The 23114-nt window shown below is 35.7% G+C and carries 14 protein-coding genes; 6 read left to right on the forward strand and 8 right to left on the reverse strand.

Going from position 1 to position 23114, the window contains the following annotated elements; translation table 11 throughout:
- A partial coding sequence (locus H1P_RS08200; protein ID WP_144866034.1) for a non-ribosomal peptide synthetase occupies window positions 1-2504 on the reverse strand: 2504 nt, incomplete at its 3' end.
- A 393-nt stretch (window positions 2505-2897) separates the two neighbouring features.
- Here H1P_RS08200 and H1P_RS08205 point away from each other — a divergent pair.
- Window positions 2898-4949, forward strand: coding sequence for a thioredoxin domain-containing protein (locus H1P_RS08205; protein ID WP_144866036.1), 2052 nt, complete (start codon window positions 2898-2900; stop codon window positions 4947-4949).
- Window positions 4950-5213: 264 nt separating this feature from the next.
- Here H1P_RS08205 and H1P_RS08210 read toward each other — a convergent pair whose 3' ends face one another.
- Window positions 5214-6920, reverse strand: a complete 1707-nt coding sequence (locus H1P_RS08210) for a hypothetical protein (protein WP_222426982.1) — start codon at window positions 6918-6920, stop codon at window positions 5214-5216.
- Window positions 6921-7558: 638 nt separating this feature from the next.
- A complete protein-coding gene (locus tag H1P_RS08215; RefSeq protein WP_144866039.1) occupies window positions 7559-8626 on the reverse strand; it encodes an amino acid ABC transporter substrate-binding protein in 1068 nt (355 codons plus the stop codon).
- Window positions 8627-9037: 411 nt separating this feature from the next.
- Here H1P_RS08215 and cobO point away from each other — a divergent pair, with 411 nt between their 5' ends.
- Entirely contained in the window at window positions 9038-9637 is a 600-nt protein-coding gene (cobO, locus tag H1P_RS08220) for a cob(I)yrinic acid a,c-diamide adenosyltransferase (protein WP_144866041.1), read from the forward strand.
- Window positions 9638-9926: 289 nt separating this feature from the next.
- On the opposite strand, the gene H1P_RS08225 is transcribed toward cobO, so the two are convergent.
- Window positions 9927-10721, reverse strand: a complete 795-nt coding sequence (locus H1P_RS08225; RefSeq protein ID WP_144866096.1) for a YdcF family protein — start codon at window positions 10719-10721, stop codon at window positions 9927-9929.
- 156 nt (window positions 10722-10877) lie between these two features.
- On the opposite strand from H1P_RS08225, the gene H1P_RS08230 reads away from it, so the two are divergent.
- Entirely contained in the window at window positions 10878-11999 is a 1122-nt protein-coding gene (locus H1P_RS08230) for an LptF/LptG family permease (protein WP_246141529.1), read from the forward strand.
- 161 nt (window positions 12000-12160) lie between these two features.
- Complete coding sequence (locus H1P_RS08235; protein ID WP_144866047.1) at window positions 12161-14686, forward strand: O-antigen ligase family protein; 2526 nt, start codon at window positions 12161-12163, stop codon at window positions 14684-14686.
- Between the two features lie 30 nt (window positions 14687-14716).
- Here H1P_RS08235 and H1P_RS08240 read toward each other — a convergent pair whose 3' ends face one another.
- From H1P_RS08240 to H1P_RS08255, 4 genes are all read right to left on the reverse strand, one after another.
- Window positions 14717-15502 carry a hypothetical protein gene (locus H1P_RS08240; RefSeq protein ID WP_144866050.1) on the reverse strand — a complete coding sequence of 262 codons (786 nt, stop codon included), beginning with the start codon at window positions 15500-15502 and terminating at the stop codon, window positions 14717-14719.
- Window positions 15503-15529: 27 nt separating this feature from the next.
- Window positions 15530-16039, reverse strand: coding sequence for a type IV pilin protein (locus H1P_RS08245; protein ID WP_144866052.1), 510 nt, complete (start codon window positions 16037-16039; stop codon window positions 15530-15532).
- Window positions 16040-16241: 202 nt separating this feature from the next.
- Window positions 16242-16757: a type IV pilin protein gene (locus H1P_RS08250; protein ID WP_144866055.1), complete on the reverse strand. Its 516-nt coding sequence runs from the start codon at window positions 16755-16757 to the stop codon at window positions 16242-16244.
- 299 nt (window positions 16758-17056) lie between these two features.
- Window positions 17057-19738, reverse strand: a complete 2682-nt coding sequence (locus H1P_RS08255; protein ID WP_144866058.1) for a CHAT domain-containing protein — start codon at window positions 19736-19738, stop codon at window positions 17057-17059.
- Window positions 19739-20515: 777 nt separating this feature from the next.
- Here H1P_RS08255 and H1P_RS08260 point away from each other — a divergent pair.
- Window positions 20516-20938, forward strand: a complete 423-nt coding sequence (locus H1P_RS08260; RefSeq protein WP_144866061.1) for a GNAT family N-acetyltransferase — start codon at window positions 20516-20518, stop codon at window positions 20936-20938.
- Between the two features lie 181 nt (window positions 20939-21119).
- The gene (locus tag H1P_RS08265; protein WP_144866064.1) at window positions 21120-22922 is read left to right on the forward strand and encodes an ABC transporter ATP-binding protein; all 1803 of its coding nucleotides are present in this window, start codon (window positions 21120-21122) and stop codon (window positions 22920-22922) included.
- Window positions 22923-23114 lie beyond the last annotated feature (192 nt).

Here is a 23114-nt window from a genome sequence, read left to right on the forward strand (position 1 = left end):
AAATCGATAAAGTTATCTTGAATACTGATTTCCTCGATTCCTAGAATATCTTGTAACATCTCGACAATTTCTTGCTCTAAGCGATCGCAACGCGCCTCGCCAACGGCGAGATCGCTTTCTTCTACGATAGATTCTGATGATTCTGCTAAATTCAGAGCAGATAAGGCGCGACGGTCTACTTTCCCACTGGTGGTCAAAGGAAAATTATCGGCAAAGAGAAAAGTCCCAGGAATCATATAGGTTGGTAGTTTTTGTTGCAAATAGCTGCGGAGTATCTCCACCGTTGGCTTTTGGACTTTACTCGGCACAATGTATGCTGCGAGGGTTTCCCCTAGTTTATTTTCGCGAACCACAACGGCTGCTTCTTGAACTAATTGGTGTTGTGAGAGTACTGCTTCAATTTCTCCTAATTCAATCCGCAATCCTTGGATATTAACTTGACGATCTACACGACCTAAAAATTGCACTGTGCCATCGGATAGGTAACGTCCTAAATCTCCAGTCTTATATAAACGCTCTCCTGGAACATAAGGATTGGAGACAAATTTCTCAGCAGTTAATTCAGGTCGATTAAGATAGCCTTGTGCCACTCCTGCGCCACTAATATGAATTTCGGCAGTTACTCCAATGGGAACTGGCTGTAAATCTCGATCTAAAAGATATACTTTCATGTTGGGAATCGGATTACCTACAGGAAGAGACTTGAAACGGCGATCGATTTGAGCGGGGATTTGATACATGGTAACCACCCCCGTACCTTCTGTTTGACCATAAATATTTGCCAGTTTGACATCGCTTTTAAAAGTCTCGCGCCAGCACTGATAGATTTCTGGAGTTACTTGTTCTCCTCCTGCTGCTACAAGACGCACCTGGTTGTCCAGTAAACTTTTACGGCGATCGCTATTTTGTTGATTTAAAATTCCCCAGAAGTTGCGCCAAAAAGAAGGAACATGATCTACTATCGTTACCCCGTAGCGTTTGATTAGTTCAAAGAACTCTAAAGGGTTTCTGGTTTCTTCTTTTGTAACAATTAACGCCGTCGCTCCCTGTGCCAAAGGCATGAGTAGTTGTCTGGCGGATACTATTAAAGCTATTGAGCCACGATGCAAATAAATATCTGCGGGGGTTATGTCTAAAGCTAACTGCAAAGATTGAGCATAATGACTCAAATTACCATGAGTCAGCACTACTCCCTTGGGTTTGCCTGTAGAGCCTGAAGTATAGATAATATGGGCTAAATCTGCAATGTTTACAGCCTCGTCTAAATTATCTTGAGGCTGCTGGGCGATTAAATGCCAATCCAAATCTACACAGATAGTTTGCTCGACTTGTGCGGGGAGTTTTTCGAGTAGGCTTTCTTGGGTTAGCAAGACTTTTGCCTGGGCATCTTCTAGGATAAAAGCTAATCTGGCGGTGGGATTACTGATATCTAGCGGTAAGTAGGCTGCTCCTGCTTTGAGAATGGCGAAGATGGCGATTACCATAGATAGCGACCGCTCTAGACATAAACCGACTAAAGAGCCTTTAGTTACTCCCTTGGTTTGTAGATAACGAGCCAGTTGATTGGCTTGAGTATTTAATTCCCCATAAGTTAACTGTTGTCCTTGGCAAATGACGGCTACGGCTTGAGGATTTCTTTGAACTTGTGTTTCAAATAGTTGATGAATACATTGCGATGAAGATTCTGTTTGAGTTTGATTCCAATCGACTAAAACTTGTTGTTTTTCGGCTGTGGATAGTAAAGACAGGGAGGTAATTGAATTTTGAGGATTGGCAATAATTGAGTTGAGTAATACTTGATAGTTATCACAGATCCGTTGAATGGTAGACTCATCAAATAAATTGCGATCGTATTCAACTCTACAGATTAAATGGTTTGGTTTTTCTACGATGTCTAAAAATAATTCTCGTTGAGGTATTTTTCTGGTTAGTTTAATTTCAGAAGTTGTAGATAAACTGTTAAATCTAAACAACATCTGAGATAAACAGGCTGCTGGAAATTCTGGGTTGTTCTCTGTTAAAGCTGTGGTTAATGTAGCTATGTTTATGTCTGAATAATTACTCGCTTCTGAAATGCGGTTTTTAATAATCGCTAATAAATCTGAAAACTTTTGCTGCGCTTCAATTGTCACTCTGATGGGTAAGATCTCCAGCTTTGTTTCAGAACGATTGCTATACCAATTGAAACAGCCAACTACTAGATCTTCTTGATTAGTGTAGCGATAAAGTAAAATCTTAAAAGCACTAAGTAAAATAATCGACAGTGGAATATTTTCTTGTTGAGCAATTCTTTTTAAGGCTTGGCTTGAATCCCCAGATAGGATCGAGAGATTTTGTCCTATACTATCTTGGCGAAAATTGATTCGATCTTCTGCTCTAGAAATGACTGTTTTTACTCGATCTGTGGGGAAATCTAATTTAGGAGCAATGCTCTCAAGACTTTTTTGCCAATAATCAATTTTTGAATCAGGATTTTTGGTAGAGAATTTATTGGGATAAATCATAAATATCTTAAATTACTTCTACTGGATTGATGTCTAGAAAGCATGGTAAGCTTCCTAGTAGAATTATGTTTAACTTTAGAATAACTAAGTAAAATAATCAGAAAATTATGGTTTTTGATCGTCTTGATAGAGAATATATTTAGCGATCTCGAAGAGATCAGCTTCGCTGTGCGCGCAGTGCTGCTGTCAGCAGACCGCAATCCTAAAAACGATAAAACTTAATACATATGGTTTAAGTCAAGTCTTTGAGGGAGAATGAAAAGCCATAAAACTTAAGACCCAAGCCATCTTAATTAAGTCACGTTCAAATACTGCCTAAATTTTTACTTTTTTTCCACAAATATTAAACATTAGCTAGAATGCTTATAAATCAGTAGTTATACTTATTTCCCAATGGCAAATCATCTGATCGATTCTAGTAGTCTTTATCTTCGTAAACATATAAGTAATCCGATTGATTGGTGGTATTGGTGCGATGAAGCTTTAGAATTAGCACAACAGGAAGATAAACCGATTTTTCTCTCTATTGGTTACTCTAGCTGTCATTGGTGTACTGTGATGGAAGGGGAAGCTTTTAGCGATTTAGCTATTGCGGAATATCTCAATGACAATTTTATTCCCATTAAAGTAGATAGAGAAGAAAGACCAGACATCGATAGCATTTATATGCAAGCTCTTCAAATGATGATTGGTCAAGGGGGTTGGCCGCTTAATATCTTTTTGACTCCTGGGGATTTAGTACCTTTTTATGGCGGGACTTATTTTCCTTTAGAGCCTAAATATAATCGCCCTGGTTTTGCTGATATTTTAAAGGCAATTCATCGCTTTTATAAGGTAGAAAAAGAGAAATTACAGCATTTTAAAACAGAAATTACTAATAATTTGCATAGCTCTGCTGTTTTAGCTGTCTCAGATAGTGAAAAACTCACAAAGGATCTTTTGATTCAAGGTGTGGATAAAAATACAGGGGTGATTAGTTCAAGTGACCCTAGTCGTCCTTGTTTCCCGATGATTCCCTACGCTCAAGTAGCTCTTCAAGGAAAAAAATTACGAGAACAATTGCATCATGACTCAGATCGATTAGCTCGTAAAAGAGGGCTAGATTTAGTCTTGGGGGGTATTTACGATCGTGTTGGGGGAGGTTTTCATCGCTATACAGTGGATGCTACGTGGACAGTACCTCATTTTGAAAAGATGCTTTACGATAATGGACAAATTTTAGAGTATTTAGCCAATTTATGGAGTACGGGATTTCAGAAGCCAGCCATTGAAAAAGCGATCGCTGGTACGGTAGAATGGTTAGTAAGAGAAATGCTGTCACCTGATGGTTATTTCTATGCTGCTCAAGATGCAGATAGTTTTGCTACTACACAAGATACAGAGCCAGAAGAAGGCTTATTTTACGTTTGGAATTATCAAGAATTAGCCGATCTTTTAACTCCCGAAGAATTAGCTCAATTACAAGCAGAGTTTACCGTAACTTCTCAAGGTAATTTTGAAGGAAGCAACGTTTTACAAAGACTCCACGATCGAGAGTTACCATCTGGTTTAGAAACAATCTTAAACCGTCTGTTTGCCGTGCGCTATGGTGAGAGTAGACAACTAGTTGATAGTTTTCCTCCAGCTAAAAACAATCAAGAGGCTCTACAAAAAACTTGGAAAGGACGTATTCCCCCTGTTACAGACACTAAAATGATTGTTGCTTGGAATAGCTTGGTTATTTCAGGTTTGGCTAGGGCTTATGGTGTCTTTGGCGAGACTCAGTACAAAAAATTAGCTGTAGATGCAGTCAACTTTATTTGGCAGCAGCAAAGATCGGATAATTGCTTATATCGCCTTAATTATGATGGTAAAGTGGCAGTGTTCGCTCAATCAGAAGACTATGCTTTTTTGATTAAAGCTTTACTAGATTTATACTCTGCTTGTCCTGAAGAAATTCAATGGTTAGACTACGCCATAGAATTACAAACAGAATTCGATCGCTTTTTCTGGAATGCCGAATCAGGAGGCTACTATAATAATGCTCAAGATCGAGAACAAAATCTCTTAATTAAAGAACGCTCTTACATCGATAATGCTACCCCTTCAGCTAACGGAGTTGCTCTTACTAATTTAGTTAGACTAGCACTGTTAACAGACAATTTAGCATATCGCGATCGCTCAGAACAAGGATTGCGGGCTTTCGCTACTATCATGGAACAATCACCCCAAGCCTGTCCCAGTTTATTTATAGCTTTGGATTGGTTTCTGCAAGGTACTGTAGTTAAAACCACACCACAACAATTAACGGAGTTAATTCCTGACTATTTTCCGACTACTACATATCGTCTCAGTGAAGACTTACCACAAGATTCTGTTGGTTTACTCTGTCATAGTGTATCTTGTCTCGAACCAGCTACAGATTTAGAGGTATTAAAAAAACAGATTGAAAGAGTTAGTAGTTAGTATCAGCCCTTATTGATGTCTCGTAATCGAATTACCGCAGGCATTATTCATCTTTTATTGCAGGAGTTACGCATTATGATAATTTTTACATCATATATGCTATGCTGTAGCGATTGTCTGGAAAGTCAAATTATTTTTGATTAGTAAGGCGATTGCTGTAAAGGCAATAAAATTTGTTCAACTCAAAAGTTGAAAATCGCTAAATCACCAGAAATGATTATTATCTTAGGGATAATTCATGAATTATCCCTACATTTTTTTTATTTAATCAATATCAATTTTTCTAGCAATTTTAGCAATTATTTTTGCTTCTTCTATATTAATAACTCCATCTAAGTTAGCAACCTTTTGACACTGAGCTAATAGTGAGATCGCAAAATCTTGGTTAAGCCGCTCTAATAATTCTTCCAAAGATGGAGGAGATTTAATATTTTTAGAAATTGTCTCTAAAGAAGCAGGACTTAAATTTAAACTTTTTAATTCAGGCATAATTGTCTGCCAATTTTTATCAGGATTTCCTGCCACCACAACATGAACTAAAATTTGATCGATAATTACTTCTTGTTCAATAGCTTTTTCCAGATAACTATTATTTTCTTTTTGAATATCTTCTAAAGTTGCTTCCATAGTTACATTAGTTGCTTTTGCTTCATAAAATCGACAAGCACCATAACCAAGAGAATAAATCATTAACGCATTTGTACTAGCACCTATGGCTGCACCCGCAGCAGGAATATTTCTTAAAAAACCTAACCCTGCTTTCAAAGCATATTGACTACCAGATTTTAATATTTGACTACCGCCAAGAGACAAACCAAAAATAGCCAACACTTCCCCTTTTCTCGCAGAGTCTTTAATATCAAGTCCGTAAGCACAAGCAATTTGATAAACCATTTCTGCTTGCAACAACATATTAGCTGTTAAATCCACAGTAAACATTGCTGCTGCAAAACCAGGTAATAAACTACTAGCTAAACCCGCTCCACCAGCATACATTGCTTTAGAGGTAATAATACGATGAGCAATTTCTGATGGGTTTTCATGAGTATATTTTGACTGTAATTCTTGAACCTCAACTTCTGCTTTAACAACGTCTACTTTATCAATTATTTGAACTATCCAATCTACTTTTAATGTTTTAGTTAATTCATTAAGCTGAGGACTATTTTGAACTATTTCAAATAAATATCCTACTCCATCTGTAGCTTTTAAAACTGTTTCTCCTACAGTACTACTAGCCCAAGTGATTGTTTCAACTGCGCTTTGCCCCGCATAAGTAATACTATTACTCACATTTTCTCCTGCTGTAGTTATTGTTTGAGTAAAAGAATTCCAGATAGAAAACAAATTATCTTTATTCTCCGTTATTTGTAGAGATTCCTTAATTGTCTTTTCTAAAGCATTAACTTGTTCTATTTCAAATTCTTTCATCCAGTCAGGAAAATCATCATCTATCTGCTGACTATATATTTTCAATTTATTACATTCTTCTATCTTTAAATCAAAAATATTGTTTTTAATTGTGGTAGCTAGCTCTTGATCTATTTTTTGAGAAGAAAATAAGACAAGTTGTAAACAGTCATTTTTCCATGAAGCTTTTACATTAATACTTTCAATATCTAGATTATTAGAAACAAGATCGATAATTGCTTCTATATTACGTTTCTGAGCTAATTCAGCAATATTGGCTTGTGATTGTATTTCTATGGAAAGTTCTACAACCCATTCTGGAAAATCTTCTTCTTTTTGCTTGCCATAAACCTTAACTATTGACTCAATATTCAGTTGTATTAATTGCTTACTAATAAAAGAAATACATTTTTCTCGATCTGGAATATTGTCTGCTTCCAGTAAAATTTGCAGATAATCATTTTTGAAGCTAACTTTCTTAGCAGTAACACCTTCAGATTTTAGAACTTCATTTAGAAGACAACTTATGACATCTAAATTAATTTGTTTATTTACTAACATACAATCAATACAATTAAGAAGTAAAGTACAATTTGGAGAGAGGTTTTAATAAATTCGACTTGTACTTATAATTCCCATTGAGCGTTATAAATTTAACACTTGTATTAGTTAATTCTTTGCTTATTATTTAACTATTAAGCGATCGCATTTTTGAAAATACTAGATAATCTCAACATCATACAGGATAGTTTTTTAGGGGAATGGGTAATCTAATGTAGGGATAATTCATGAATTGTCCCTACATATTTTTGGATAAAATACAATTTGCCCTTCTCTTAATAATTGGTAATAACTAACTCTATAGTGTTCTCCATTGGCTAGCATCATTATCTACTATTTGGCTAGCGTAAACTTCATTGATATTATCTTCAATAAGTTATTTGGCAATTTTTTAATTGATTAAAAGTGCAATATTTATAGAAAAAACTTAAATTGAAGTTATTTAGTATCAAGTGCGAATAATTAAGTTAAATAAAGTTTGTCCCTAATTCCCTAGTTCCTTATTTCCTCATCATCCACAATAAATAAGCTATTCAACCGAGCCTAAGTAATTACTAGCAATGAGGATTAAGGATTAAAGTAAAATTATGTGTTCCTCTTTCCTCATTTTTCGATGCTTACTCTAAACCATTTAAAAACTATCTAAAAGGAGGAGAATAAAGTAAACCGCCATCACTCCAGAGTTGATTTTGTCCTCGATCTAAACCGAAAGGTGTACCAATATTTTTCTCATAAATTTCACCATAATTACCCACATTTCTCACTACTCTGGCTGCAAAATCATTGGGTAAACCCATGTCTTCGCCTAAGTTACCTTCTTGACCCAAAAAGCGTCTAATTTGAGGGTCTTCAGTTTCGGCAAAATCGGCTACATTTTGAGAATTAAGGTCAAATTCTTCCGCTTGAATTAAAGAATAGGTAATCCATTTCACAGCATCAAACCATTTAGCGTCCCCGTTAGCAACCAAGGGCCCTAAAGGCTCTTTTGACATGACAACTTCGAGAACTTCATGGTCATCAGGATTAGCTAAAACGGCTCTTCTAGCTACTAATTGAGAGCGATCGCTAGTCACTGCTTCACAACGTCCTTGTTCATAGGCTGCATATACTGCATCAGTATCTTCAAAGACCACTGGTGTATAGTTTACCTCTAGTTTTCGCATTCGATCTGTTAAATTTTGTTCGTTGGTAGTACCAGATAAAACACACACTGACTTACCGTTCAAATCTTCTAATTGTTGTACTCCACTGGCTGTAGTCGCCATTAATCCTTGACCATCATAAAAAGTGGTGGGAGCAAATTCCATCCCGACAGAGGTGTCACGGTTAATTGTCCAGGTAGTGTTACGAATGAGGATATCAACCTCTCCTGATTGTACTGCGGTAAAACGTTCTTGTGCGCTGAGGTCACGATATTCTACCTGAGAAGGGTCATCAAATAAAGCAGAAGCGATCGCTCTACAGATATCGACATCCATCCCAGAATATTCACCATTTTCATCTACAAAGCTAAATCCAGGCAATTGACCATTAACACCACAGATTAAGTTACCACGACTCAATACAGTATCTAGACGACTTGTACCACCCGCAGTACTACTAGCAGAATCAGTAGGTGTTGTTTCTCCACCCCCACCGCAAGCAGCCAGAGATAAACTCAGTGTTCCTACTAAAATAGTAGAACGTAAAAAGCTATTGTTAAGCATTTTCTTGTAAGTAAAATTATTTAGCTTCTCAGAGTATACAACTAAGGAAGGAGTATAAAGAAACGAGGAATGAAGACTTAGTTACAATTTGTTGATACTTTTACAATTGTTCTGTAGTTATCAATATATAGATAAAAATTACACATATAAAACAGAGTTGAAACACTAATTTTGTCGATCTTACAAGATATTAGATTTGTCGTCGATCGCCTAAAAAAACTTTTTTTATCTGGCGTTTATACATTTTAATCTGTCGTGATTACACTTCTGTTTCTGTTCTTAGTTCTTGAATCCTAATTCCTTGGTACATTAAGATACTTATGACTTTGTTGCGGTTTAGATCGATTTACTCATAATGTGTGCCAACTGTGATTAATTGAAAAAGAATCATTAATTTATAACTTATCAACTATGGATGACCTGAAATATAAACAAAAGATGCAAAGGCGTAAAGAAGTTCAAGAACAACGTCTTGCAGAGAGAAACCAAGAAAAAGGTCTAATAATTATTAATACTGGTAATGGTAAAGGAAAAACTACCGCAGCGTTAGGAATGGTAATGAGATCCCTAGGTCATGGTTACAAAGTAGCGATTATTCAGTTTATAAAAGGTGCTTGGGAACCCGCCGAAAAAGCTGTTTTAGGTAGATGGGAAGGACAGTTGGAGTTCCATGCTATGGGGGAAGGTTTTACCTGGGAAACTCAAGATCAAGCTAGAGACACGGAAAAAGCAATTGCAGCTTGGGAAAAAGCTTTAGAATACATCACAAATCCTGAATATCGCTTGGTATTACTGGATGAAGTTAATATTGCTCTCAAACTAGGTTATTTAGATGTAAAAACAGTTATTGCAGGATTAGAACAAAAACCTGAAGATTCCCACGTTATTCTCACTGGAAGAGGCGCGCCCAAAGAATTAATCGAAAAGGCAGATTTGGTTACAGAAATGACTTTGGTAAAACATCCTTTTAAAGAACAAGGTGTTAAAGCACAAGCTGGAATTGAATTTTAACAGTTATCAGTTCTTTCTTACCATTAGGAAAGGATGAGTCTAGGTGAAATATTTTTCATCCCCAAGTAGACATTTGGTACTTGGACATTGTTCCTTATTTATTAGCCACGAGAGCTATAATCATATAGGGGGTGAGTATTCTCTGTAAGTAATTAACCTTGTCGTATGGAGATAACATAAATTTTACCCCTTTTCTTGGTTAAGGAATCAGGAGAAAAGATAAAGAAATAATGAAAGTACTGAATATAGTTGAGTTTTTATCTGATTCCTCATTTTTGCTTGCTTAAAATCAAAGCCAACCTCGCAAACGATAGATAAAAGTGCCAATATATTCTTTAATAATTTTGGTTGTGTAATAGAGACTTTCAGACTTAGGAAAATAACTCAAAACTCTTGATTCTATACTATAGTCATGCTTGATTAAATCTAGTTCGCTAATCAGGAAATCAGTAGGCGCGGGAATGGCTTCTATCCCTTGACGAGCGAAGATTTTAAGAGATCGCGGTGTGTGAAAAGCAGATGTTACCAGTAAAATCTTTTTAATGCCTCTCTCGTCTAAAATTTTCTTGGTAAATTTAGCATTTTCATAAGTATTGAGGGAATTATCTTCTTGAATAATGGCTTCTTCGGGTACTCCTGTTAATTTCAGAATTCTCGCCATATCTGTCGCTTCGGATTCTTCCTTACCAAACCATTCTATTCTGCCTCCAGATAGCACAATTAAAGGGGCTTTCCCCTCTTTATATAGTTGAGCTCCATACAAAATGCGATCGCCATGTTCGTTCAAATCGGGCATTACTCGCGGAGGAGAGATACTTCTGGTTGCACCCCCTAAAACCACGATAGCATCTGCGGTGGGTAAATTTTGAGTTGCCGTATTTTGCCATTCTAAAGATTTGACTAAAGCATCAGAAAATCGAGGATTACCAGTAATCATCAAGATTAAAAAAGATAGTGCGATGGGAATTGTCGCAAAACGCGATCGTCTTAAAGCGAGAAAAAAGGCAACTATCAATAAAATACAGGATAATCCTAAAGGATAAATAAAAGTAGGTAGTAATTTAGATAAAAATAAAAAGTCCATATTTACAAAATCAGGAGTCATTGGTGGGACGAACAGCCGTTCGCCCGTACGAAATTCGATTAATATTGTTACACACCATTTCACATTTATTTTCTAATAAGGATTTTACTAAACATATTTAGTCAGAAAAATATAATGCAATAACTATTGATAATAGTGATTAATTCAATACTTAATTTATATTTATTTAAACAATTAATAATACTTTTTTGCTTAACCGTAGGCTTATTATCTGGTGTAGGTGTCGCTATTGGTACAATATCAGATTTAGCTTATCAGATAAATAATTACAATTTACCTCTGGTAGTTGCTCTTAAAATATTTGTCTTGAAAATTCCTGAATATGTTGCCTATGGTTTGCCGATTGGCACATTATTAACCACTTTAATAGTTTACGGGCGTTTAAATAGCGATCGCGAATTAATTGCTTTTAGAAGTGTCGGTATTAGTATTTATAAAATTGTTATTCCTGCTGTTTATTTTAGTTTTGTAATTACCATATTAACTTTAATTACTAACGAAGCGATCGTTCCTCAAGCCAACTATCAAGTAATTCTTTTGCAACAGCCTTTTCTTCCTGAAACTAAAGTTGCTCTCCAAAAAAAAGATATTTTTTACCCTGAATATGAATCTATAAATACAGAAGAAAAAGAACTCAAAAGGCTTTATTATGCAGAAAAATTTGATGGCAATAAATTAAATAATATTGTAGTAATTAGCTGGAAAAATCAACAACTAACACAAATTATTACAGCCAAATACGCCTACTGGAATGCTCAACTTGAATTATGGAATATGCAACAGGGCATAATAGATAATCTGGGAAAAGATATCTTAAATTCATTGAGAAAAACTTTTAATAACTATCAAATTGCCTTACCCGCAACATTCTTTAAAATAGTTACTCAAGAACGCGATCCTGATGCCATGAGTTTAACTCAAGCAAGAGACTATTTAGAGTTAATTTTCGATAGCGGTAATTTACCGAAAATTCGTTTATTTCAAGTCCGCATCCAGCAAAAATTAGCTTTTCCTTTTATTTGTATCATCTTCGCTCTCATTGGTTCATCCGTAGGGGCTACCTTTAGTAATCTCAATCGTGGTAGAAGCTTTGGTCTTTGTATTGCGATCGTTTTTAGTTATTATTTACTAGGTTTTATGATTGGCTCATTGGGTATTGCAGGTTTAATTTCTCCTCTGATTGCAGCATGGCTACCTAATGCGATTGGTTTAGGGTTTGGTTGCTGGTTATTAAAATCAGCTAATTGCACTGTTTGAAATATTCCCTGTAAATATACGGTAGGGTGGGCGACCGAAGGAAGTACTTTAGTGCAATGCCCACCTTACAGAGTTGGGTTGCTAACAAAAAAATTGCTCTCAAACGATCGCGATCGTAGTCAAATTGGGTATACAAAGATAGCAGTCTTGTTATCTAGAGCATGAATTTATCCAAAGATACTCAATCAAATCCTAATTGGCGTGGTCAATGGTTAGGTTATATTTGTCTGGCGATGCTAGTTTTTTATACCTGGCTTCCCAATAGTTACTATCTAATGGTTTCCTATCCTTGGATTATTGTATGGCAGATTGGATTTTTGGCTTTGGGTATCTGGATTATTTGGATGCTTCGTCAGTTTAAAATACCTTTCAAGTTATTAGGTTATGGTTTAGACTGGGCAGTAGCTGCAATTATGGTTGCACTTATCTTATCAGGAATTTTTGCTCAATTTAAAGTAGTATCCGCTTGGAATATTTCCCTAGTATTTTGCTACTTGATGCTACTATATGTGCTTCGTAACTGGATAGCAGTAGAGAGTTTTAATATTTACCACCTGTGGCAAAGAATTAGTATTGCAGGGGTAATTAGTTGCCTTGTAGGATTGGCTGTTTGGTATCCACTAAGAGCTTCCGATGCATCTCGTATTAATTATCCTATGGGACATCCAAACTTTGTTGCGGGATACATCATGTTAGTTTTCCCCTTGACTATAGCTTTAGCTATAGCAAGTAAAAGTTGGCAAAGAATAGGGGCTTTGGCTGCTAGTAGCTTAATGTTATTTGTGCTTTATTATACTGGTTCGCGGGGTGGCTTTTTAGGACTATTAGCTTTGGCAATCGCTACAGTTATTTTTTTGATAATTCGTAGTAAAGGCAAACAAAGATGGTTGCGTTTAGTTAGTTGTGGTTTAGTTTTGGCTATTTTATTGACTGTTTCTTTAAATAATTCTAGGGTACAAAGAATTGTCAAATTTAATGGTTTTAATAGTGATGCGCCACTGATACAACTGAAGATTGACGGACAAAGCAAGGACAGACTACTAATGCTGGAAGCAGCCAGCAATATTTTTAAAGACCGACCTCTGTTTGGTGTCGGTGCAGGTAATATGTCTCGTGTTTATGATTTGTATCGTCCAATTGAAACTGGTACTGGGGGAACTCATATACAACAATTACATAATACTCCCGTGCAGATTTTCGGTGAGTTGGGTTTAGTTGGTTTATCTACTTACCTATTTTTAATTGTTTGTTTACTTCGTTTATGGTTCGAGTTGTACTATCGATTGACTAATCTAAGAGAGCGTTCTTTACTTTATGGTACTGGTGGTAGTTTCTTGGCTTATAGTGTTGCTACCTTAACAGATTATCAGTTAGAAAATATTTCTCTGAGTATTAATTTAGTATTTTTGACATTGCTTCTAATTAAATTAGCTGATGATAATAGCTTTGAGAAAATAAATATCTTTGGCAACTATTGTCGTCGTTGGATTAGCTTAATCTCAATTACTATCTTAATTGCTAGTTTATTGCTTTGGATTCCTCAAACTTTGGCATTAAGATTAACTAAAATTGCTCATCGTAATTTTGTTGTAGGAAGACTAGATGTTGGCTATAAAAAGATAGCTGATGCAGCAAATTTAGTTTCTTGGGATCCCACCTATAATATTACTGCTGCTATCATAGCAATGCGAATTAGAGAACCTGTTCGAGAACAAAAGCTTTACTTAGAATTAACAGAATTAAGCTTAAAACATCTTCAGAAAGTAGTTGAAGCAGCACCAAATGATGCTCATTTTAATCAAATGTTAGGCATGATGTATGGAGATCTAGGTAATAGTCAATCAGCAATTGAATATTTTCGTCGAGCAATACAGTTATTGCCACGTATTTCATCTTATTCTCATTACTTATTAGGACGAGAGTATCTAAAAATTAATGAAACAGAAAAAGCTATTACCGCTTTAGCATTACAAGGCTTAATTACTCCTCAATTTTTAACTTCTAGTATGTGGAATGAACTACCATTATCTGAGGTTAAAAACGAAGTGCTTCAAAAAAGCTTAAATTTGTTTTCTAAATTATCTCAACAGTTATCGTCTGATAATTACCATTATAATTCTGTTTATGAAAAACAAATTCTTTTAAAGTGGTTGGATGGTCAGTCTATAAATAAAGTGGAACATGAAAGGTTAAGACCAATAATAAAAGCTTTGCTTTTAGCAGAAAAAAACCCCGATGAAGCATTAAATATTCTTGCTTCAAATATAGAGACAGTAGAGAATCCTGATTCATTGTTATTATTACAAGCTTGGTTACAGCCAGAACCTTATTTATATAATTATTTTAAGAGTAGTACTGGAGTGAATATAGAGAAAGTTCAAAGAGAATACTTAGAAAATATAACTAAGCAAAATGTCGCTCTAAAAACTTGGATAAGCTCTATTCAATTAAAACTTACTACTGCGACCAGAAATGCCCTGAGATTGGCATATCGTAATGAAGAAATCACTAAAGCATCTCTTTTGTTTTTTCCATCAGAACTTCGAGATTATCTTATAATAAGAAAATTAAACTTATTTGATGATTATTATCGAGAATTTATAGAGCTAGAGTATTTACTTAATAAAGTACAGACAAAAGAATTATCCTTACCCCATCCAACTAATAATAATTTTCGACTCGATTAACATTAGAAATTAAGTAGTTAAAATAATATTTCATACTTTTTCTGGGGCTTTGATACTAATTTTTCCATTAGGATTTACAGTAACTATTCCTCCCAGTTCTTCAATTTTTTTAAGAGCATACTCTCGAATTTGCCGATCGCTATTGTTAGATAAAATCATAGTCCAGCCTGAAATTTGTATTGTAGTACTATCAGGATTAGTTTCTAGAAAAGCTACTGTTTCTAGATAACGTTTTGCTATAACATCACTCCCCACTACATTACTTACTTCTGCCCAAGATGCTGCTGTTTGATAAGATTTTTTTGCTGCTTCTATATCTCCTAATAAAAGAACTTCATCTATTGCTTTGTAACCCCAAATAAAAAATGGATAAGGAGACATTTCAGGAGTAATAGATTCTAAAGATTTTTCTAAAAGGGAGACTGTTTTTTGGGGATTGCCAGCAAAAATAGAATTGGTAGTAGAAAGAATTAAATTAGCATCAATAAATTTGGGGTCTTTATTTACTATAGTTTCAAAATAATCTGTAATTACAGAATAACCTGTGACTTCACGAGCTTCTGTATCACCAAAATACTGAATATACTGTAAAAAAGCCCAATCAGCTATTAAGTTATTGTATCCAAAACTAGGAATTTTTTGCTGTATATTAGCTTGAGCTTTCCGATGTTTTTCTTGTTGAATATAAGCCTTAGTACTTTGATTTTTTATTTTTATTTGTTGCTTTAAAGACTCCACCTGCAAGCTAACGATAGCAGAAAAACTGACTATTCCTGTTAAACAACTTACAAGTATTCTATTATTAAAATTGAACATAACTTTACAAGAATATAGAAATATAAGTTATCTCAGCCTTGTGCCATCATTGGTACAAGAATCTGCAAAAGAATCTGGCACTTCTACAATTACACCCACCGCTGTCCCTTCACACAAAGCAAGTTGGTAAGCACCAGAGTTAAAATATACACCAACAGCATAATTGCGTACTCTATCAGAACTAGAGTTTATGGCAACTGCTCGTTGTTTTAATAAAGAGTTAGTAGCAGTATCGGCATCAGGATAGCTATAATATTCGCTCTGAAAAAGATTACTATTCGATAAGTTATTTAAATTATTGGCAAAAACCTGGTGTTCGAGGTGGTAAGCTTGTTGGGCGCGCCCCAAAGTCCCCAAACTATTTTTAGCTTCTGTTTCTCTAGCTTTACCAACTTGACCAATAAAATTAGGTAAGGCGATCGCAGATAGTAAACCTAGAATAATCATCACTATTAATAGCTCAATTAAGGTAAATCCAGATTCCAGCCTACGTTTTTTAGTTCTATTTAATAAAAAATTTACATATTGGGTATTCACTATCCGATTACCATAATTTTATTTGTTTATAAAGGAAGATGAATTTTTGCTTTAATTAAATATGATTAATTATTTTCTTTTTTCTAATTGACATTAATTAACTTTGCCTAGTTATGCTGAATAATGCTCGTCATGCAAAATATCTAATTAAAAAACAGGCAAAGAGTGCCTGTTTTAGTAAAATTAAACCAAGATTGGGATATTAGTTCAATTCTGCACCAGCAGAGCAACCAGCAACACCACCAGTAGCGGTAGCAGTAGCTGCACCACCTACGTTATCAGATTGACAGAGAGAAGTGTCGTAAGCACCAGCAGCGTAAGCAATACCACCAGAGTAGTTTCTTACTCCATCATTGCCAGCATCTAGAGCATTAGCAGCAACAGTAGCATCAGCAGCAGCACCCGTAACAGTGAAAGAGTAGAATTCGGGGTTAACAACAATACCTAGAGGGTTACTAGCACTTTGTACGTTAGTAGCGTTATTAAATGATTGTCTTTCAAAGTGATAAGTTTGTTGCGCTCTGTTGATAGAACCAACGGCAGTTTTTCCTTCAGACTCACGAGCTTTACCAACTTGCGCTAGTAAGTTAGGTAGAGCAACAGCAGCAAGTACACCGATGATGATTACAACTACTAAAAGTTCGATTAAAGTGAAACCTTTGTTGCCTTTTTTGTTACGTAGAGCTTGTAAGTATTTTGCAGTAAAAATAGAATTCATTGATTTGTTTTCCTTGTTAAGTGTATGTGGTTTGGAAGTAACTTTTTTTTGTTTTCCTATTTAGAAATTACCCACTTAAATCGAAAAACATAACATCAGGAAAAAAAGTTTTTTCTAGATGTGTTGGGGGTTTGATGTGATTTGCGTCACTGTGTTTTTATCCTGATTATGCTTGTAGTGCTTTGTAGCGAATAATCTCTTTAGCAGTAATCAGTAATGATTTCGCGAAACGCCCCTACCCAAGAATCATCAGATAAAGACAATTAAAGGGTAGGGTGGGCATTGCCCACCCTACTCTACTATGTCCAATTACCTACAATGACATAAGCAGCCCAAAATAAGGGTACTTTCCAGTCTTGTTGGGTTACTTTCCACAAATCTAATTGAGCCAATCTGAGAGCTTCTGCTTTGGTTATGTTGGGGTTTTGGCTGAGATACTCGTAAAAGCGATCCATCATGACTGCTGTAGAGCGATCGCTGATTTGCCATAGAGTAGCTAGGGTACTGCTCACACCTGTTCTGACACTCATTCCTGCTAAACCAAGGGTGGCGCGGTTATCTCCTTTGGCGGTTTCGCAAGCACTCAGTACCAGTAGATTGATGGGTTGAGAGTCATCTAAATTACGGTTTTGTAACAGGTAGCTCAAGTCTTCGATAGTTAATTGACGATCCCAAAGCATGATAAAAGTTTGCTCTGGATTGGAGCTAAATTGTCCGTGGGTAGCTAGGTGAACAATGGAGAAGGGTTGAGAGTTGATTGTGTTGGTAAAATTTTGGCTGTTGAATTGAGAATTGAGTAATGTTTGACTATTTAAGGTGTCATTAATGGTTTTTAGTTCTGTTTTGACATTTTTTAAAGCAGCAAAATTGGCTCTTTGTTGGCTGACTCCCCCTGCTAAGGCGGTTAATTTGGCTGAAGACGATCGAGCATTGAGAAGACGTAAACCAGGAGTTACAGCGATCGCATATTTTTCTAATAGGTATTGTTTTCCATCGTATAAGGATGACATGGGGAGGTTTTGTAATTCGCCATCCAATACAAAAACTAGGGTATTAATTTCTGAAGAGGATGAATTGAGAGCGGTTTCTAGGGGTTGGATTAACCAGTTATATACTTGATGGGAAAGATAGTTAGTATCGTTCAGGCGATCTGGTTGTAACAAGTAATTATTGAGTTGGTTAATGGTGTTTGTTAGTTGGGAGTCTGTAATTACTACTTCGTGATGATGAAAACTACCATCAGGGAGAGATAAGATAACTTCTAAAATATCTGCTGTGTTTTGACGATTTCCAGGTAACACAATAGTATAGATGACTGCTGCTGAAGGATCGATTTCTTCTATGTTGCGCTGTTGAGAAGCAACACAAGCGTCTTTGAAATAATTATCTAATTCTGCTAATTGTAGAGCTTCAATAACATCTCTTGCTTGTTTGAGGTTATCAGCAGAGGCGATTATTTCAGGTTTTTGCTCCTGTAGTAATAGTTTGGTGTACTCTCGATATATTGGTTCTACTTGCTGGCGAAAAGAAAATTGAATTTCGCGATCTAAAGCTACTAAATCACTACGTAAGTCTTGCAAAGTAGTAAAAGCAGCCTGATATGCAGCTAGTGCTTTAGCAATATCTTGCTGCTGGCGGTAGATTCTTCCTAGTTGCCATTGCCAACGATAAGCTATTTCTGGAGCTTGGTTACTTTGAGCCAGATGTAAAGCCTGTTCGATTTGCAGTAGAGGATCGATGTTTAAATCTAGTTGTTGCTCATAGGCTAATTGTCCTAAATAGCCTAGTGCAGAAGATTCTAAACTATAATTTTCTAAATTGTGAGCCTGTTGACCTATTTTTATGTATAGTGTGCCAATATCATCCCAAGATTGGGGTATTGATACATTATTTTCTTTGAGAGTGGTTAAACTACGAGCTAAGATTAGTTGCGTTTTTAGAGTGCGATAGTTTGGGGGAATCTCAGAAGGAGTTAGATTATTTTGGATGACAATCTGGCGAGCTAAATCCCATTTGCTCTCTCTAATGTAGAGATTTAAAAGATTAATCTGAGCTTCTGTAATGTCCCTAAGCCTTTGAGAATTGGTAGTTTGCAGGATATTGTGATAAATGGTAATTGCTTTTTGCTGTTGGTGAACAAACTGTGGTTTATCTTCTCGTTCTTGGGCTAAATTTGCCCTAGCTTGAGCAATGTTAGCAGCAGTAAAGCTAATTTTGTTACTCAATAATGAAGATTGTAAATTGCGTTGCCCAAAAATAGTTTGACTTTGTTCAATTGTCTGTTGTGCTTTGTCTAATTTTCCTAGCAACATTAAGCTATTAGCCAAACTACTTAAAGCTTCGATTTGTAATGTATTAGATTGTTCGGAAACGGATTTTAAAATGAATTCTAATTCCTCATTAGTTAGTTGCTGACAATCTCGATTTTCTGCCGAAAAAATATCTAACATATTATTACAAGCACGACGATAAAATCCGAGATTTTCTAAGGCTTGAGTACGAGCTAATCTTATACCTTTAATACCAACATAATCGGCAATATTTTGATAATACATCTCTGCTTTATCCCAAGTTGCTAAAGCTTTTTTTGGCTGACCTTTTCTTAAATATAAGTGTCCCTGAGCATTCCAAAGTTGCCCTAAAACCTGTTGTTTATTAGTGGTTTCTGGCTCTGTAGCAATCAAAGCTAGCCCATAGTCAAGTACTTGTTGTGCTTGCTTCCAATTACCTAATTGTTGTTCATTTAAAGAAATTAAAGCTTGAGTTTGCGCCTGTTGAAGAGTTTGCTTGTGAGCAATAAATTCTTGCTCGGCTTGTTGTAAAATTTTAAGAGAAGGTTTAAATAATCCTTGTTGATATTGTTGTTGTGCTTCTTGAATCAAACTTATACCATTAGTTTCCGATGATACAAAACTTCCAAAAGCTAGGCTGAGTATAAATCCCAACAGGCTAATAATTATAAGTTGCCAACAACGTTTCATTTTTTAGAATATTATTGTAGTATTTATATATGACAAAAAAGATTTTCGAGCATTATTTCATTAAACTGTAAGAGCAATCTCAATTTCAAGATAGGGTTATGAAACATCATTTAGTTCGAGAAGTAGAGCCTTTGGGTTGTTGATCGAGTAATAGGCATTGGTGATAAGTTAAACAAAAATTATATTTTTCAACTAACGACAAATTTAGATACAGAAAGGGTTTGATAACATCTTGCATTTCACTCCTCAACCACCTGAAACTTAAGTTTCAGTCTGACAGAGTAAGTCTATTTCAATAGACTAAGAGTTGTTACTTTGAATCATGGGAGTCTTTTTGAGAAGACTTGAGACTATGAGCCAGAGATTTCAACCTTCGGCGGTTTGTAGGGCTGATGTAATAAAGATAGGGATTTGACAAAAGACAAATTATCTTAACTTGTCACTAATTAGATAACAGGTAATTGGTAATAAGTAAGCTAGCGATGCTCATTTAAAATTGCAACAAGAATCCAATGTTTAAAATTCAAGAAAGAATCAAAAACTAATTATTATTTATATCCAAAATTGATGAATTAGCAAGCCAAATTCTTTTGTAACTTGGTAAAAGATGTTGAAATTAAAATGGAAGTAAAAAGAAAAATGAGCATTTTTAACTCGATCTATCAGACAAAATAGCTCCTAATTTAGTACTAGGAAACTCAATAGCTCAATTAATCTCTGGTTTTTCTCAATTCATTTTTAGAATTCAGTTGTAGAACCAAAGGTGTGGCTATAACTATGAAATTTTTAACAGTCAGAAACGTAACACAATACGATCTAGAAAATGTTATTAATTCACTGATACTTGCTTTTTGTGCCGATCCTGTTATTCGTTGGATGTATCCTTCACCGCAGCAATATCTCGAAAATTTCCCCAATTTTGTGAGAACTTTTGGTCACAAGGCATTAGAGTTAAAAACTGTTTATACTATCGATGATTATTCTGGTGCTGCATTTTGGTTTCCACCCCATACTGAGCCTGAAAGCGAAGCAGTAGGGGAAATGTTGCAACGGACGATATCTCAACAACTACAAGAGGAAGTCTTTACCATGCTAGAAAAAATTAGTCACGATCGCCCTCAAGAGCCTCATTGGTATTTAGGAATTCTTGGTGTAGAACCAACTCAACGTCAAAAGGGATATGGTTCAGCCTTGATGTAGCAGATCTTAGATGTTTGCGACAGCAAAAAGCAAATTGCTTATCTTGAGTCTTCTAGTAGAGCCAATATTCCATTTTATGAACAGCATGGATTTGAAATTATAAATCAGATTAAAGTGGGCAATTCTCCCACCGTTTTTCCCATGTTGCGCTATCCACAAAGAAATTGATTACTGATAAACAATGTCTTCTTTTAATAAAATTCTTGGCTATTACAAGAAATATAAAGCGATCGCTATTTTGAGTATCGTAGTTTCTTGTATTTTTGAAATTACTGACTTAATAGTACCTTATGCTATCGGACAAATTCTCAATGTCTTATCTCAACAACCAGTAGATAAACCAATTCAAGTAATAGTAGATCGAGTACAAAATTTAGTAACAAACACATCAGAACCCTGGCTTTCTTTAGGAGTTTTATTAAGCTTAATCATTTTAGCTACCGTGGTAAAAGCTCCCTTACAACCTTGGTTAACCTCTTGGTTTCACTGGGAAATTTCTTTAAGAGCTAGACGCGATAGTTTTGGGGAAGTAATTCAAAAAATTCTCACTTTACCCATCGGCTTTTATGATGAAAATAATCCAGGTAGAATTGCGGGAAAAATATCGAGAGGTATCGAAAATCATACTTGGACATATCCAGAAATTGCAGGACAAATGATTCCCAAATTGGGTAGAGTCTGCGGTATTTTTGTGGTAATTCTATTAATTGACAAAGGAATAGCGATCGCTTTTTTAGCTTCTTTTATCTTTATTTTGGGTTACAGTCTCAAACAAGTTCGAGTCTTAATTAAACAAGAAGAACTCTTAGATAAATATCAAGAAAATACCGAAAGCCATACCTCGGAAATAATCACAAATATCAAAACAGTTAAAGCCTTTGCCACCGAAGCTAATGAATTAGAAAGACAAAGACAGCGCATAGAAAGAGAATACAAAGTAATTACTTTCCGCATTCACAAAGGCTATGTTGTTTTAGCAACTTGGCTTAGAACAACCGTCCAAACTTGTGTCTTTTTAATCTTACTTTTTACCTTAATTTCCACTGTCAAAGGTAATATTTCTCTAGGACACTTTATTACCACCTTAACTGTCTCTAGTATGGCTTATGCAGAACTAGAACCCATCGGCAATTTAATCGAAGTATTTGCTCGTCGTTACGCATCTATGCAACGATTTGCTGAATTTATGGAACTATCCCCTGGTAAAGATGCTGCGGGTTTAGATACTGAACACATAGCAACTAACCCCTATAAATTCACAGGAAAACTAGAAATTAGCCACCTCTATTTTGGCTATAATGAACAACGCCCAATTTTAAAAGATATTAACTTACTCGTAGAACCCTACCAAACTGTAGCTCTAGTTGGTCGTTCTGGTTCGGGAAAATCTACCCTGGTAAAGCTACTCTTTCGTTACTTTGAACCCAATCAAGGGCAAATTCTCATCGATGGGGAAGATATTCATAATCTAGACATTGCGGGTTATCGTCGTCGATTAGCGATTGTTCATCAAGACGTAGACATCTTTAACGGCACAGTACTAGATAACCTTACCTACGGTAATCCTAAAGTGAGTTTACAACAGGTAGAGCAAGCCTGTGATATTGCCAGAGTAGAAGAATTTATCCACGAACTCCCCCACGGATACTACACTACTGTTGGAGAAAGAGGTGTCAGACTCTCAGGAGGGCAAAAACAACGCTTAGGAATTGCTAGAGCCTTAATAGTCGATCCTGATATCCTAATTTTTGATGAAGCAACATCCAGTCTTGATTATGAGTCAGAGCGATCTATTCAACAAGCGATGAATTCAATTTTTGGTACTCGTACTACCATTATCATTGCCCATCGTCTTAGTACTATCCGTGAAGCAGATAAAATTGTGGTTCTCGATAATGGCACAATAGCAGAAGTAGGCAGTCATGAAGAGTTATTAGAGCAAGCAGGAATCTACCATCGTCTTCATTTGCTGGGAAGCAAGTAGATAAGCATATTTTACTTTATTAAGTGGGTTGGATTGACGAAAGCTTGACGTTCTCCTCTCCGTAAAACAGAAGGGGATTCACTTCACCACTGAAGTGGCTTCCTCTTTCAACGAGCCGACTTATTTGGCTGTGTCTCCACATCCAAGCAGAGATCATTCTCTCCAGAGGAATTAGTAAATTTGTATTATTGA

The organism is Hyella patelloides LEGE 07179 (assembly GCF_900659865.1).
GTDB classification, from domain to species: Bacteria; Cyanobacteriota; Cyanobacteriia; order Cyanobacteriales; family Xenococcaceae; genus Hyella; species Hyella patelloides.